We start from the raw sequence: 15,223 nt of genomic DNA, 5'->3' as shown, positions 1-15,223 counted from the left end.
GTTTTAGCAGAGTATGCTGAAAAAGCGCGAGCGGCACACCTATAATTGAAATAAAGCGCTACACAACAACATCACAACAATCGTTATAACCAGAACAATGGGGATTCTCAGGATGAACATGAAGGGTAAAGCGTTACTGGCAGGATGTATGGCGTTGGCATTCAGCACCATGGCTCAGGCAGATATTAAGGTCGCGGTTGTCGGCGCAATGTCCGGTCCGGTGGCGCAGTACGGCGACCAGGAGTTTACGGGCGCAGAGCAGGCGGTTGCCGATATTAATGCCAAGGGCGGCATCAAGGGCGAAAAGCTGCAGATCGTAAAATATGATGATGCCTGTGACCCGAAACAGGCGGTCGCGGTCGCGAACAAAGTGGTGAACGACGGGATCAAATACGTTATCGGTCACCTGTGCTCCTCCTCTACGCAGCCCGCGTCTGACATCTACGAAGACGAAGGCATTCTGATGATCACCCCGGCCGCCACCGCACCGGAGCTGACCGCGCGCGGCTATAAGCTGATCCTGCGCACCACCGGTCTGGACTCCGATCAGGGCCCAACCGCCGCCAAATACATCGTTGAAAAAGTGAAGCCGAAGCGCATCGCTATCGTTCACGACAAGCAGCAGTACGGTGAAGGCCTGGCGCGCTCCGTGCAGGATAACCTCAAGAAAGCCAATGCCGACGTGGTGTTCTTCGACGGCATCACCGCCGGTGAGAAAGACTTCTCCACCCTGGTGGCGCGTCTGAAGAAAGAGAATATTGATTTCGTTTACTACGGTGGCTACCACCCGGAAATGGGCCAGATCCTGCGCCAGGCGCGTGCTGCCGGTCTGAAAACCCAATTTATGGGGCCGGAAGGCGTGGCGAACGTGTCTCTGTCTAACATCGCGGGTGAATCTGCCGAAGGCCTGCTGGTGACCAAGCCGAAGAACTACGACCAGGTTCCTGCGAACAAACCCATCGTAGATGCGATTAAGGCGAAGAAACAGGATCCAAGCGGCGCGTTCGTCTGGACCACCTACGCGGCGCTGCAGTCGCTGCAGGCGGGGCTGAACCAGTCAGCCGATCCGGCTGAGATTGCCACCTGGCTGAAAGCGAACTCCGTGGAAACCGTGATGGGGCCGCTGTCCTGGGATGAGAAGGGCGATCTGAAGGGCTTTGAGTTCGGCGTGTTTGACTGGCATGCGAACGGGACTGCTACTGACGCAAAATAATGCTGGTGCGGGTTGATGCCCTCACCCCGGCCCTCTCCCACAGGGAGAGGGAGAACACCGAGCATCCCCTCTCCCCGTGGGAGAGGGTTAGGGTGAGGGCATCAGGCCGCACAAATCAACCCTGCCGCTTCTCCCACCCGTTCGCCTGCGCCGTAAACCCTAACGCCTGCATAAATGCCGCCATCACGCCGCGGTCTTCCACGCCCACGTCGGCCATCCACCAGGAGGTCACGCTCGGGTTCTCGCGGAGCACTTCTTCAATCAAATATTGCCCAACGCCGCGGCGGCGGGTCACGTCGCGCACGCGCAGCGAATCCAGCGCCCCTTCCGTGCCGCTGAGCGTTACGCGAACGGCGGCCAGCAGGCGCTCGTTAAAGCGCGCGGCATAAATACGGTGGTTCTCGTCAACGGCCAGCGACGAAGGGGAATATTCCGGCCAGATTTTGCCCAGGTCGATATGATCCTGGTCGCTAAAGGTCACCAGACGCACGATAGTCAGTTTCATTAGCTGCTTGTCCAAATCTAAAAGAGTAGGGGGGAGTGTACTCAATTTATTTGCTCAGGGGCTTTCTCTTTTTATTCCCATTTACCAGGTGATTAGTTTTTTGGCAGCCCAATGCGCAGTTCGAAAACACATGGATCGAAAAATAAGCAGGATTTTAACCTGAAAGGTAGTGAATTATTCGGCGCTTTGTACCGTTATTTTATGCTGCCAACCGCGCTTTTATTTGTTTATCTCTGCCTGATTTCAGAATATTATCTTTGCTTAATCGCCTGAAAAATAGAGATATTAGTCTGGTTTTTGATAAAAAACCTCGCTAAACCATTAAAGGCACTGGTAAAAATAGCGTTGTTCATTAAAAGTACAGAATGCTTTTTAACCATAATAAAACAAAATATAAACATCACGTCACGAATGGGGATTCAGAGATGAAAAGGAACGCGAAAGCATTAATCGCGGGAATGGTTGCACTGGCAATTTCGCAGGCCGCGATGGCGGAAGACATTAAAGTTGCGGTGGTCGGTGCGATGTCCGGTCCTGTTGCCCAGTGGGGCGATATGGAGTTCAACGGCGCGCGTCAGGCCATCAAAGACATCAACGCCAAAGGCGGCATCAAGGGCGACAAGCTGGTGGGCGTGGAGTATGACGACGCCTGCGATCCAAAACAGGCCGTCGCGGTTGCCAACAAAATCGTTAACGACGGCATCCAGTACGTTATCGGTCACCTGTGCTCATCCTCCACCCAGCCCGCGTCTGACATCTACGAAGACGAAGGCATCCTGATGATCACCCCGGGCGCGACCAACCCGGAGCTGACCCAGCGCGGCTACCAGCACATCATGCGTACCGCTGGCCTGGACTCCTCGCAGGGGCCAACGGCGGCTAAATACATCCTCGAAACCGTCAAGCCGCAGCGCATTGCCATCATCCATGACAAGCAGCAGTACGGTGAGGGCCTGGCGCGCTCCGTGCAGGACGGCCTGAAAAAAGGCGGCGCGAACATCGTCTTCTTCGACGGCATCACCGCCGGTGAGAAGGACTTCTCCGCGCTGATCGCCCGTCTGCAAAAAGAAAATATCGACTTCGTCTACTACGGCGGCTACTACCCGGAAATGGGGCAGATGCTGCGCCAGGCGCGCGCCACCGGTCTGAAAACCCAGTTCATGGGGCCTGAGGGCGTCGGCAACGCCTCCCTGTCGAACATCGCGGGCGACGCGGGCGAAGGCATGCTGGTCACGATGCCAAAACGCTATGACCAGGATCCGGCGAACAAGGCTATCGTAGATGCGCTCAAGGCGCAGAAGAAGGATCCGAGCGGTCCGTACGTGTGGATCACCTATGCCGCCGTGCAGTCTCTGGCCACCGCGCTGGAGCGTACCGGCAGCAAAGAGCCGCTGGATCTGGTGAAAGATTTAAAAGCACACGGGGCGAACACCGTGATTGGGCCGCTGAACTGGGATGAGAAAGGCGATCTGAAGGGATTTGAATTTGGTGTCTTTAAGTGGCACGCCGACGGGTCTTCCTCGGCCGCCAAATAATTATCCCACCGCCCGGCTCGCCGGGCGGGTATAAAAAGGTTTGTATATGTCCGAGCAGTTTCTCTATTTCCTGCAGCAGATGTTTAACGGCGTCACGCTGGGAAGCACCTACGCGCTGATCGCCATCGGCTACACGATGGTTTACGGCATTATCGGCATGATCAACTTCGCCCACGGCGAGGTGTACATGATCGGTAGCTACGTCTCCTTTATGATTATCGCCGCGCTGATGATGATGGGCATCGACAGCAGCTGGCTGCTGGTTGCCGCCGGGTTTGTCGGGGCGATTATCATTGCCAGCGCCTACGGCTGGAGCATCGAACGCGTGGCCTATCGGCCCGTGCGCAGCTCCAAGCGCCTGATCGCGCTCATCTCCGCCATCGGGATGTCTATTTTCCTGCAAAACTACGTCAGCCTGACCGAAGGCTCGCGCGACGTGGCGCTGCCAAGCCTGTTTAACGGCCAGTGGATTGTGGGCGCCAGCGAGAACTTCTCTGCCTCTATCACCACCATGCAGCTGGTTATCTGGGTGGTAACCTTCCTGGCGATGCTGGCCCTGACCCTTTTCATCCGCTATTCACGCATGGGGCGCGCCTGCCGCGCCTGTGCGGAAGACCTGAAGATGGCGAGCCTGCTCGGCATCAACACCGACCGCGTGATTGCCCTGACCTTCGTGATTGGCGCCGCGATGGCGGCGGTGGCGGGCGTCCTGCTCGGCCAGTTCTACGGCGTAATCAACCCGTACATCGGCTTTATGGCCGGGATGAAAGCCTTCACCGCGGCGGTTCTGGGCGGTATCGGCAGTATTCCGGGCGCGATGATCGGCGGCCTGATCCTGGGCGTGGCGGAAGCGCTCTCCTCGGCGTACCTGAGCACTGAATATAAAGACGTGGTGTCGTTTGCCCTGCTGATTCTGGTTCTGCTGGTGATGCCTACCGGTATTCTGGGCCGTCCGGAGGTAGAGAAAGTATGAAACCAATGCATTTTGCAATGGCGCTGCTCTCTGCCGCCATGTTCTTCGTGCTGGCGGGCGTCTTTATGGGCGTCCAGCTGGAGCTGGACGGCACTAAGCTGGTGGTCGACACTGCTCCCGACATCCGCTGGCAGTGGGTCTTTATCGGCACCGCCGTGGTGTTCCTGTTCCAGCTGCTGCGTCCGGCGTTCCAGAAGACGTTGAAAAACGTCTCCGGGCCGAAGTTCGTGCTGCCGGCGATCGACGGTTCTACCGTGAAGCAGAAGCTGTTCCTCGTCGCGCTGCTGGTGGCCGCCGTGGCGTGGCCGTTCGTGGTGTCGCGTGGCACCGTGGATATTGCCACCCTAACCATGATCTACGTGATTCTGGGTCTCGGTCTGAACGTGGTGGTGGGGCTGTCAGGCCTGCTGGTGCTGGGCTACGGCGGCTTCTACGCCATCGGTGCCTACACCTTCGCGCTGCTGAACCACTATTACGGCCTCGGCTTCTGGACCTGCCTGCCGCTGGCGGGGCTGGTCTCTGCCGCCGCGGGCTTCCTGCTCGGCTTCCCGGTGCTGCGCCTGCGCGGTGACTACCTGGCGATTGTGACCTTAGGCTTCGGGGAAATCGTCCGTATCCTGCTGCTCAACAACACCGAAGTGACCGGCGGCCCGAACGGCATCAGCCAGATCCCGAAACCGACCTTCTTCGGCCTGGAGTTTAGCCGTACCGCCCGCGAAGGCGGCTGGGATACCTTCAGCAACTTCTTCGGCATCAAGTACGATCCGTCCGACCGCGTGATCTGGCTTTATCTCGTGGCGCTGCTGCTGGTGGTGATTACCCTGTTCGTGATCAACCGTCTGCTGCGCATGCCGCTGGGCCGCGCGTGGGAAGCGCTGCGCGAAGATGAGATCGCCTGCCGCTCGCTGGGCCTGAACCCGACCCGCATCAAGCTGACCGCGTTCACCATCAGCGCCGCGTTTGCCGGTTTCGCCGGAACGCTGTTTGCCGCGCGTCAGGGCTTCGTCAGTCCGGAATCCTTCACCTTTGCCGAATCGGCCTTCGTGCTGGCGATCGTGGTGCTCGGCGGGATGGGCTCGCAGTTCGCCGTTATCCTCGCGGCCATCCTGCTGGTGGTCTCGCGCGAGCTGATGCGCGACTTTAACGAATACAGCATGCTGATGCTGGGTGGTTTGATGGTGCTGATGATGATCTGGCGTCCGCAGGGCCTGCTGCCGATGACTCGTCCCCAGCTGAAGCTGAAGAACGGGCAAGCGAAAGGAGAGCAGGCATGAGTCAGCCATTATTATCCGTTAACGGCCTGATGATGCGTTTTGGCGGCCTGCTGGCGGTCAACAACGTGAATCTGGATCTGCACAAGAAAGAGATTGTCTCCCTGATTGGCCCGAACGGCGCGGGAAAAACCACGGTCTTTAACTGCCTGACCGGCTTCTACAAGCCGACGGGCGGCACCATCATGCTGCGCGACCAGCACCTGGAAGGGCTGCCGGGCCAGCAGATTGCCCGCATGGGCGTGGTGCGTACCTTCCAGCACGTGCGTCTGTTCCGCGAGATGACGGTGATTGAGAACCTGCTGGTGGCACAGCACCAGCAGCTCAAAACCGGCCTGTTCTCCGGCCTGCTGAAAACCCCGGCCTTCCGCCGCGCGCAGGAGGAGGCGCTCGACCGCGCCGCCACCTGGCTCGACCGTATCGGCCTGCTCCAGCACGCCAACCGCCAGGCAAGCAACCTGGCCTACGGCGACCAGCGGCGGCTCGAGATTGTGCGCTGCATGGTGACGCAGCCGGAAATTCTGATGCTCGACGAACCGGCGGCAGGGCTTAACCCGAAAGAGACCAAAGAGCTGGACGAGCTGATTGCCGAGCTGCGCGACCATCACGACACCACCATCCTGCTGATTGAGCACGACATGAAGCTGGTGATGGGCATTTCGGACCGTATCTACGTGGTAAACCAGGGCACGCCGCTGGCAAACGGGACGCCGGAAGAGATCCGCAACAACCCGGACGTGATCCGCGCATACCTTGGTGAGGCATAAGATGGAAAAAGCGATGTTAACGTTCGACAAGGTCAACGCGCACTACGGCAAGATCCAGGCGCTGCACGACGTCAGTCTGCACATCAATCAGGGCGAAATCGTGACCCTGATCGGAGCCAACGGCGCGGGTAAAACCACGCTGCTCGGCACCCTGTGCGGCGACCCGCGCGCGACCAGCGGGCGGATTGTGTTCGATGATAAAGACATTACCGACTGGCAGACCGCCAAAATCATGCGCGAAGCGGTAGCGATTGTCCCGGAAGGGCGTCGCGTGTTTTCCCGCATGACGGTGGAAGAGAACCTGGCGATGGGCGGCTTCTTTGCCCACCGAGACCAGTTCCAGACCCGCATCAAGTGGGTATACGAGCTTTTCCCGCGCCTGTGGGAGCGCCGTATCCAGCGTGCGGGCACCATGTCCGGCGGTGAGCAGCAGATGCTGGCGATTGGCCGCGCATTGATGAGCCAGCCGCGCCTGCTGCTGCTGGACGAACCGTCGCTCGGGCTTGCGCCGATCATCATCCAGCAGATCTTCGACACCATCGAACAGCTGCGCAAAGAGGGGATGACCATCTTCCTCGTCGAGCAGAACGCTAACCAGGCGCTGAAGCTCGCGGATCGCGGCTACGTGCTGGAGAACGGGCGCGTGGTGCTCTCGGATACCGGCGACGCGCTGCTGGCGAACGAGGCGGTGCGGAGCGCGTATTTAGGCGGCTAATCGCGTTTCCCCCTCACCCTAACCCTCTCCCTCAAGGGAGAGGGAACCGATCGCCTTTCTCCCTCTCCCTGTGGGAGAGGGCCGGGGTGAGGGCATCAGACCGCACTCAAACCAAACCCCAACCCCTTCACACAACCATCATCCCCCTGACGCCTGGCTGTCACTTATCTGTAAACAAACAGTTATTTTTCTGTCATTCGAGCATGTCATGTTACCTCGCGAGCATAAAACGCGTGATATCGCGCATCCGGCACAATAAGAGAGATGACAATGACATCGTTACGACACACGGCTTTGGGTCTGGCAATCGGTCTGGCTTTTGCGACGAACGCAATGGCTGTGACCACCATTCCATTCTGGCATTCCATGGAAGGGGAGTTGGGTAAAGAGGTTGACTCCCTGGCGCAGCGTTTCAACGACACCCACCCGGATTACAAAATTGTGCCGGTGTATAAAGGCAACTACGAGCAGAGCCTGAGCGCGGGCATCGCCGCCTTCCGTACCGGCAACGCGCCGGCCCTGTTACAGGTTTATGAAGTCGGCACCGCCACCATGATGGCCTCCAAAGCCATCAAGCCGGTCTACGAAGTGTTCAAAGATGCGGGCATCAACTTCGACGAATCACAGTTCGTGCCGACTGTCGCGGGTTACTACACCGATTCCAAAACCGGCCACCTGCTGTCCCAGCCGTTTAACAGCTCTACGCCGGTGCTGTACTACAACAAAGACGCCTTCAAAAAAGCCGGTTTAGACCCGGAGCAGCCGCCAAAAACCTGGCAGGATCTGGCCGAGTACACCGCGAAGCTGAAAGCGGCGGGAATGAAGTGCGGCTACGCCAGCGGCTGGCAGGGCTGGATCCAGATTGAAAACTTCAGCGCCTGGCACGGCCTGCCGGTGGCGACCAAAAACAACGGCTTCGACGGCACCGACGCGGTACTGGAGTTCAACAAGCCGGAGCAGGTGAAGCACATCGCGCTGCTTGCCGATCTGAACAAGAAGGGCGACTTCAGCTACTTCGGCCGTAAAGACGAATCCACCGAGAAGTTCTACAACGGCGACTGCGCCATTACCACCGCCTCGTCCGGCTCGCTGGCGGATATCCGTCACTACGCCAAATTCAACTACGGCGTGGGCATGATGCCTTACGACGCTGACGTGAAGGGCGCGCCGCAGAACGCCATTATCGGCGGGGCGAGCCTGTGGGTGATGCAGGGTAAAGACAAGGGCACCTACAAAGGCGTAGCCGAGTTCCTCGACTTCCTGGCGAAGCCTGAAAACGCCGCCGAGTGGCACCAGAAAACCGGCTACCTGCCGATCACTAAAGCCGCGTACGACCTGACCCGCGAGCAGGGCTTCTACAGCAAGAGCCCGGGCGCGGACATCGCGACGCGCCAGATGCTGAACAAGCCGCCGTTGCCGTTCACCAAGGGCCTGCGTCTGGGCAACATGCCGCAGATCCGCACCATCGTAGATGAAGAGCTGGAAAGCGTGTGGACCGGTAAGAAAACGCCACAGCAGGCGCTGGATTCTGCGGTAGAGCGTGGAAATCAGCTGCTGCGCCGCTTTGAGCAGTCGACCAAATCGTAATTCAAACTAATCCCCCTCACCCTAACCCTCTCCCCAAAGGGGAGAGGGGACGATTACACCCTCGCCCCTTTGGGGAGAGGGCCGGGGTGAGGGGTGAATACCTACAGAGTAAACCTATGTCATCATCCCGTCCGGTGTTCCGGTCCCGCTGGCTGCCGTATCTGCTGGTCGCGCCGCAGCTGGTCATCACCGTTATTTTCTTTATCTGGCCTGCGGGCGAAGCGCTGTGGTACTCGGTACAAAGCGTCGATCCCTTCGGGCTTTCCAGCCAGTTTGTGGGCCTGGATAACTTCGCCGCCCTCTGGCACGACAGCTACTATATCGACGCCTTCTGGACGACGATAAAATTCAGCACCCTGGTGACCGTCAGCGGCCTTCTCGCCTCGCTGTTTTTCGCCGCGCTGGTGGATTACGTGGTGCGCGGCAGCCGCCTGTATCAAACGCTGATGCTGCTGCCCTACGCCGTGGCTCCCGCGGTGGCGGCCGTGCTGTGGATCTTCCTGTTTAACCCGGGGCGCGGGCTGATTACCCACTTCCTGGCCGAACTGGGCTACGACTGGAACCACGCCCAGAACAGCGGCCAGGCGATGTTCCTGGTGGTGTTTGCCTCGGTGTGGAAGCAGATCAGCTACAACTTCCTGTTCTTCTTTGCCGCGCTGCAGTCTATCCCGCGCTCGCTGGTGGAAGCCGCCGCGATTGACGGCGCAGGCCCGGTTCGCCGCTTCTTTAAGCTGGCGCTACCGCTGATCGCCCCGGTGAGTTTCTTCCTGCTGGTGGTTAACCTCGTATACGCCTTCTTCGACACCTTCCCGGTGATCGACGCGGCGACCGCAGGCGGCCCGGTGCAGGCGACAACGACGCTTATCTACAAGATCTACCGCGAAGGTTTCGCCGGTCTGGATCTCTCCGCCTCTGCCGCGCAGTCCGTCGTGCTGATGTTCCTCGTCATCATCCTCACGGTGGTGCAGTTCCGCTATGTCGAAAGTAAGGTGCGCTACCAATGATTGAGAACCGTCGCGGGCTGACGATTTTCAGCCATACCATGCTGATTTTAGGGATTATCGTCATCCTCTTCCCGCTGTACGTGGCGTTTGTCGCCGCCACGCTGGACACCAACGCGGTGTTCGACACGCCGATGACGCTGATCCCAGGCACACATCTGTTCGAGAACATGAAGACCATCTGGACCCAGGGCGTGGGCGCCAACAGCGCGCCGTTCTGGCTGATGATGCTCAACAGCTTCATCATGGCGTTTAGCATTACCGTCGGCAAAATCACGGTGTCGATGCTGTCGGCCTTCGCCATCGTCTGGTTCCGCTTTCCGCTGCGTAACCTCTTCTTCTGGATGATTTTTATTACTCTGATGCTGCCGGTGGAAGTGCGTATCTTCCCGACGGTGGAGGTGATCGCCAACCTGAAGATGCTCGACAGCTACGCGGGCTTAACCCTGCCGCTGATGGCTTCGGCGACCGCCACCTTCCTGTTCCGCCAGTTCTTTATGACCCTGCCGGACGAGCTGATTGAAGCCGCGCGTATCGACGGGGCCTCGCCGATGCGCTTCTTCCGCGACATCGTGCTGCCGCTGTCGAAAACCAACCTTGCGGCGCTGTTTGTGATCACCTTTATCTACGGCTGGAACCAGTACCTGTGGCCGCTGCTGATTATTCAGGACGTCAACCTCGGCACCGCCGTGGCGGGCATCAAGGGCATGATCGCCACCGGCGAAGGCACCACACTCTGGAACCAGGTGATGGCGGCAATGCTGCTCACCCTTATCCCACCCGTAGTCATTGTTTTAGCCATGCAGCGTGCGTTTGTCCGTGGCCTGGTCGATAGCGAGAAATAAGATGGCAGGTTTAAAACTTCAGGCAGTAACCAAAAGCTGGGACGGCAAAACCCAGGTCATTCAGCCGCTCACGCTCGACGTGGCGGACGGGGAATTCATCGTGATGGTCGGCCCGTCCGGCTGCGGCAAATCCACCCTGCTGCGCATGGTGGCGGGGCTTGAGCGCGTGACGTCCGGGGATATCTGGATTGACCGCCAGCGCGTCACCGAGATGGAACCCAAAGACCGCGGCATCGCGATGGTGTTCCAGAATTACGCCCTCTATCCGCACATGAGCGTGGAGGAGAACATGGCCTGGGGGCTGAAAATCCGCGGCATGGGCAAAGGCCATATCGACGAGCGCGTCAAGGAGGCGGCGCGCATTCTTGAGCTGGACGGCCTGCTCAAGCGCCGCCCGCGCGAGCTTTCCGGCGGCCAGCGCCAGCGCGTGGCGATGGGGCGCGCCATCGTGCGCGATCCGGCGGTATTCCTCTTCGACGAGCCGCTCTCTAACCTCGACGCCAAGCTGCGCGTGCAGATGCGTCTTGAGCTGCAGCAGCTGCACCGTCGTCTGAAAACCACCTCCCTGTACGTGACTCACGATCAGGTCGAAGCCATGACCCTCGCCCAGCGCGTGATGGTGATGAATAAAGGCATCGCCGAGCAGATTGGCACCCCGGTGGAGGTGTACGAAAAACCGGCGACCCGCTTCGTGGCGAGCTTTATCGGCAGCCCGGCCATGAACCTGCTGGAAGGGCGCATCAGCAGCGCGGGCACGCACTTTGAGATGGAAAGCGGTATGGCAATGCCGATCGGCTGGTACTATCGTGGCTACGCCGGGCGTAAGATGACGCTCGGCATCCGCCCTGAGCATATCGGTTTAACCTCCCAGGCGGACGGCGGCGTGCCCCTGGTGATGGACACGCTTGAGATGCTGGGTGCAGATAACCTCGCACACGGGCGCTGGGGCGAGCAAAAAATAGTTGTACGCCTCGCGCATCAGGAGCGCCCTAAAGCAGGCAGCACGCTGTGGCTGCATCTGCCGGAACATCACCTGCACTTATTTGACGGTGAAACAGGACAACGAGTATGAGCAACTGGCCTTATCCCCACGTCGTCGCCCACCGCGGCGGCGGTAAGCTGGCGCCGGAGAACACCCTGGCGGCCATCGATACGGGCGCGCATTACGGTCACACCATGATCGAATTTGACGCCAAGCTGTCGAAAGATGGCGAAATTTTCCTGCTGCACGACGATAACCTTGAGCGCACCAGCAACGGCTGGGGCGTGGCGGGGGAGCTGCCGTGGCGCGATCTGCTGAAGGTGGACGCCGGAAGCTGGTACAGCGGCGAGTTCAAAGGCGAACCGCTGCCCCTGCTGTCTGAGGTGGCCGATCGCTGCCGCCAGCACGGGATGATGGCCAACATCGAAATCAAACCGACCACCGGCACCGGGCCGCTGACCGGCAAAGTCATCGCGCTGGCCGCGCGCGAGCTGTGGGAAGGGGTGACCGCGCCGCTGCTGTCGTCGTTTGAGATCGACGCGCTGGAAGCCGCGCAGGCGGCCGTGCCGGAGCTGCCGCGCGGGCTGCTGCTGGACGAGTGGCGCGAAGACTGGCGCGAGCTGACGACGCGCTTAGCGTGCGTTTCTATTCATCTCAATCACAGGCTGCTGGATGAGGCGCGGGTGAAGATGCTGAAAGACGCGGGTCTGCACATTCTGGTCTACACCGTCAACAGGCCCCAGCGCGCGGCAGAGCTACTGCGCTGGGGCGTCGACAGCATTTGTACCGATGCGATTGACCGCATCGGCCCTGACTTTAATTCTGCGAATTATTAAGCATGCTGCCGTTAGACTGCGGCGTCAGCATATGCTGCTGGCCGCTGTTTAACGTGCTTCCCCCGCTCAGCATCCCGCCGTTTTTATTCTGCAATGGCTGCTCGCGCACCTGGCCCTGCTGAATACGCTGCGTGTTGGCGTTCATCTGATTTTGCAGGCTCTGCTGCTGCATCTGGGTCTGCGTTCTCAGCTGCTGATTGAGCATCCCTTTTTGCTGCTGCTGCTGGCTCATCATCTCCGTCTGCATGCGCTGCTGGCTAGGAATGACGTAGCCCTGCTGGTTAGGGTTGTTCATGGTGTTAAGCGGCTGTGCAAGCGCTGCGAACGGGAGCAGCGCGGTAATAATCAGTAAGCGTTTCATTGTCATCTCCTCCTTTTGAGGCTTCTCTTAAGTTTACCCTGATTCCACCATAACGATGATTTTTTAGGAGTTGTGAACCAGGCTTAAGCGGGGAATATGGGCCCCTTCACCTGGAGAACAATAATGATGAAACCAACGTTTTTGCGCTGGATAGCGATCGCTGCGCTGATGGCCGGCGGCACATTCACCGTGGCGGCCAACCCGCCGGCGGCTCCGCCAGTCTCCTACGGCGTGGAGGAAGATGTTTTTCATCCCGTGCGGGCGACGCACGGCATGGTGGCCTCGGTTGACGCGCTGGCAACCCAGGTGGGCGTCGATATCCTCAGGCAGGGCGGTAACGCGGTGGACGCGGCGGTCGCCGTCGGGTACGCGCTGGCGGTCACGCACCCGCAGGCGGGTAACCTCGGCGGCGGCGGATTTATGATGCTGCGCACCAAAGACGGCAAAACCACCGCCATCGACTTCCGCGAGATGGCACCAAACCAGGCCTCCCGCGATATGTTCCTCGACGACCAGGGCAACCCGGACAGCAAAAAATCCCTGACCTCGCACCTTGCCTCCGGCACGCCGGGCACCGTTGCGGGCTTCTCGCTGGCGCTGGAAAAATACGGCACGCTGCCGCTGAACAAGGTGGTGCAGCCTGCTATCAGGCTGGCGCGCGACGGTTTTGTGGTCAATGACGCGCTGGCGGATGACCTCAAAACCTACGGCAGCGAAGTCATTCCGAATCACGAAAACAGCAAGGCTATCTTCTGGAAGGACGGCGAGCCGCTGAAAAAGGGCGATAAGCTGGTGCAGAAGAACCTCGCCAAAAGCCTGGAGCTGATTGCGGAGCACGGCCCGGACGCCTTCTACAAAGGCGCGATTGCCGACCAGATTGCGGAAGAGATGCAAAAGAACGGCGGGCTTATCACCAAAGCGGATCTGGCGGAATACAAGGCGGTGGAGCGCGAGCCGATTAGCGGCACCTATCGCGGCTACGAGGTCTTCTCCATGCCGCCGCCGTCTTCCGGCGGTATTCATATCGTGCAGATCCTCAATATTCTTGAAAACTTCGACATGCACAAGTTCGGCTTCGGCAGCGCGGACGCCATGCAGGTGATGGCGGAAGCGGAAAAACGCGCCTACGCCGATCGTTCGGAATATCTCGGCGATCCGGACTTCGTGAAGGTGCCGTGGCAGGCGCTGACCAATAAGGCCTATGCCAAATCCATTGCCGATGAGATCGACATCAACAAGGCGAAGCCGTCGAGTGAGATCCGTCCCGGCAAGCTGGCGCCGTATGAAAGTAACCAGACCACCCACTTCTCGGTAGTGGATAAAGACGGTAACGCGGTGGCGGTGACCTACACGCTCAACACCACCTTCGGCACCGGGATTGTGGCGGGCAACAGCGGCATTCTGCTGAACAACGAGATGGATGACTTCTCTGCCAAGCCGGGCGTGCCGAACGTTTACGGGCTGGTGGGCGGTGATGCCAACGCCGTCGGGCCGAAGAAGCGCCCGCTGTCGTCGATGTCGCCCACCATCGTGGTGAAAGACGGTAAGACCTGGCTGGTGACCGGCAGCCCGGGCGGCAGCCGAATTATCACCACCGTGCTGCAGATGGTGGTGAACAGCATCGACTTTGGGATGAACGTCGCTGAAGCCACCAACGCGCCGCGTTTCCACCACCAGTGGCTGCCGGACGAGCTGCGCGTCGAGAAGGGCTTCAGCCCGGATACGATCAAGCTGCTTGAACAGCGCGGGCAAAAAGTGGCGGTGAAAGAGGCGATGGGCAGCACCCAGAGCATTATGGTCGGGCCGGACGGGGCGCTGTTTGGCGCTTCGGACCCGCGTTCGGTGGATGATTTAACGGCGGGATATTAACGGTTCCCCTCACCCCGTCCCTCTCCCCAAAGGGGAGAGGGTGTAATCGTTCCCTCTCCCCTTTGGGGAGAGGGCTAGGGTGAGGGGTATGTATTACTTCATTCTCGCCATATAATACGCATCCACATACTCGCCGTTGCGCAGGGCAAATTTCCTGCCGGTGCCTTCGATTTCAAAACCAAACTTCCGGTACAGCGCCAGTGCTGCGGGGTTATCGGCAAAAACCGTTAGCTCAATACGCTCGATGCGCATCCAGTTGTCGCACAGGTTGATCATCTCGCGCATGAGCGCGCTCCCCACGCCGCGCCCCTGCGCATGTGCCGCTACGCTAATGCCAAACGTTGCCACGTGGCTGCGTCGCGGGCTGGCTTCTACCTGCAGCGCCAGGTCGCCGACGATGTTCTCGTCAATGCAGGCGACCAGACGTTTTAGGCCGGGTTTAGGATTCAGGCGTTCTTGCCACATCTCAAGGGAAGGGTGAGGTAGCTGTAGCGTGTCGTGATACACCCCGGGATGCATATAGTTTTGGCGTAAAGCGTCGGCATCTTTCGGTTCAGCGTGGCGTATCACAATCTCACTCATTCCATGTTCCTCAGTCAGTTAAGCGTCCTGTCCAACATCAATGACTTTAAAATTTGAGTCAACCGCAATTTTTTGCAAAAAGTGTTGGACAAGTGCGAATGAGAATGATTATTATTGCTCTGCATTCAGGAAGACCGCTACGGGAACCTGAAAGCACGACATTGCTCACATTGCTTCCAGT

The 15,223-nt window shown here is 59.1% G+C and carries 15 protein-coding genes; 12 read left to right on the top strand and 3 right to left on the bottom strand.

Annotated features, from left to right (window positions below):
* Positions 1–112: 112 nt before the first annotated feature.
* Positions 113–1,213: a branched chain amino acid ABC transporter substrate-binding protein LivJ gene (gene livJ, locus VPX56_RS21425; RefSeq protein WP_131635176.1), complete on the top strand. Its 1,101-nt coding sequence runs from the start codon at positions 113–115 to the stop codon at positions 1,211–1,213.
* A gap of 115 nt (positions 1,214–1,328) precedes the next feature.
* Here livJ and panM read toward each other — a convergent pair whose 3' ends face one another.
* Positions 1,329–1,718 (bottom strand): aspartate 1-decarboxylase autocleavage activator PanM, encoded by a 390-nt coding sequence (gene panM, locus VPX56_RS21420; RefSeq protein ID WP_131635175.1) that lies wholly within the window; start codon positions 1,716–1,718, stop codon positions 1,329–1,331.
* 425 nt (positions 1,719–2,143) lie between these two features.
* Between panM and livK the strand changes: the two genes are divergently transcribed.
* The 10 genes from livK (at position 2,144) to ugpQ (ending at position 12,230) form a co-directional block, all read left to right on the top strand.
* Entirely contained in the window at positions 2,144–3,253 is a 1,110-nt protein-coding gene (gene livK, locus VPX56_RS21415; RefSeq protein ID WP_131635174.1) for a high-affinity branched-chain amino acid ABC transporter substrate-binding protein LivK, read from the top strand.
* 46 nt (positions 3,254–3,299) lie between these two features.
* On the top strand, positions 3,300–4,226 hold the full coding sequence (livH, locus tag VPX56_RS21410; protein WP_131635173.1) for a high-affinity branched-chain amino acid ABC transporter permease LivH: 927 nt from the start codon (positions 3,300–3,302) through the stop codon (positions 4,224–4,226).
* On the top strand, positions 4,223–5,500 hold the full coding sequence (gene livM / locus VPX56_RS21405) for a branched chain amino acid ABC transporter permease LivM (protein ID WP_131635172.1): 1,278 nt from the start codon (positions 4,223–4,225) through the stop codon (positions 5,498–5,500). The genes livH and livM overlap by 4 nt, the downstream gene beginning before the upstream one ends.
* A complete protein-coding gene (gene livG, locus VPX56_RS21400; RefSeq protein ID WP_028015149.1) occupies positions 5,497–6,264 on the top strand; it encodes a high-affinity branched-chain amino acid ABC transporter ATP-binding protein LivG in 768 nt (255 codons plus the stop codon). Before livM ends, livG begins: the two co-directional genes overlap by 4 nt.
* Before the next feature lies 1 nt (position 6,265).
* Positions 6,266–6,979: a high-affinity branched-chain amino acid ABC transporter ATP-binding protein LivF gene (livF, locus tag VPX56_RS21395; protein WP_131635171.1), complete on the top strand. Its 714-nt coding sequence runs from the start codon at positions 6,266–6,268 to the stop codon at positions 6,977–6,979.
* Positions 6,980–7,249: 270 nt separating this feature from the next.
* Positions 7,250–8,566: a sn-glycerol-3-phosphate ABC transporter substrate-binding protein UgpB gene (ugpB, locus tag VPX56_RS21390; RefSeq protein WP_326468787.1), complete on the top strand. Its 1,317-nt coding sequence runs from the start codon at positions 7,250–7,252 to the stop codon at positions 8,564–8,566.
* A gap of 116 nt (positions 8,567–8,682) precedes the next feature.
* Positions 8,683–9,570, top strand: coding sequence for a sn-glycerol-3-phosphate ABC transporter permease UgpA (ugpA, locus tag VPX56_RS21385; protein ID WP_263610866.1), 888 nt, complete (start codon positions 8,683–8,685; stop codon positions 9,568–9,570).
* Positions 9,567–10,412, top strand: coding sequence for a sn-glycerol-3-phosphate ABC transporter permease UgpE (ugpE, locus tag VPX56_RS21380; RefSeq protein ID WP_326468784.1), 846 nt, complete (start codon positions 9,567–9,569; stop codon positions 10,410–10,412). Before ugpA ends, ugpE begins: the two co-directional genes overlap by 4 nt.
* Before the next feature lies 1 nt (position 10,413).
* On the top strand, positions 10,414–11,484 hold the full coding sequence (locus tag VPX56_RS21375; protein WP_131635167.1) for a sn-glycerol-3-phosphate import ATP-binding protein UgpC: 1,071 nt from the start codon (positions 10,414–10,416) through the stop codon (positions 11,482–11,484).
* On the top strand, positions 11,481–12,230 hold the full coding sequence (gene ugpQ / locus VPX56_RS21370; protein ID WP_326468781.1) for a glycerophosphodiester phosphodiesterase: 750 nt from the start codon (positions 11,481–11,483) through the stop codon (positions 12,228–12,230). The genes VPX56_RS21375 and ugpQ overlap by 4 nt, the downstream gene beginning before the upstream one ends.
* Here the strand turns inward: ugpQ and VPX56_RS21365 are convergent.
* Positions 12,211–12,591 (bottom strand): DUF2756 family protein, encoded by a 381-nt coding sequence (locus VPX56_RS21365; protein WP_326468779.1) that lies wholly within the window; start codon positions 12,589–12,591, stop codon positions 12,211–12,213. The genes ugpQ and VPX56_RS21365 overlap by 20 nt on opposite strands.
* Positions 12,592–12,717: 126 nt before the next feature.
* Between VPX56_RS21365 and ggt the strand changes: the two genes are divergently transcribed.
* Positions 12,718–14,460 (top strand): gamma-glutamyltransferase, encoded by a 1,743-nt coding sequence (ggt, locus tag VPX56_RS21360; RefSeq protein ID WP_131635238.1) that lies wholly within the window; start codon positions 12,718–12,720, stop codon positions 14,458–14,460.
* 93 nt (positions 14,461–14,553) lie between these two features.
* Here the strand turns inward: ggt and yhhY are convergent, their stop codons facing one another.
* Positions 14,554–15,042, bottom strand: a complete 489-nt coding sequence (gene yhhY, locus VPX56_RS21355) for an N-acetyltransferase (RefSeq protein ID WP_131635164.1) — start codon at positions 15,040–15,042, stop codon at positions 14,554–14,556.
* Positions 15,043–15,223: the final 181 nt, after the last annotated feature.

This window comes from Enterobacter wuhouensis (assembly GCF_035835995.1).
Classification (GTDB): domain Bacteria; phylum Pseudomonadota; class Gammaproteobacteria; order Enterobacterales; family Enterobacteriaceae; genus Enterobacter; species Enterobacter wuhouensis.
The sequence above is the reverse complement of the archived record's forward strand: the minus strand, read 5'-3'. Positions and strand labels throughout refer to the sequence as shown.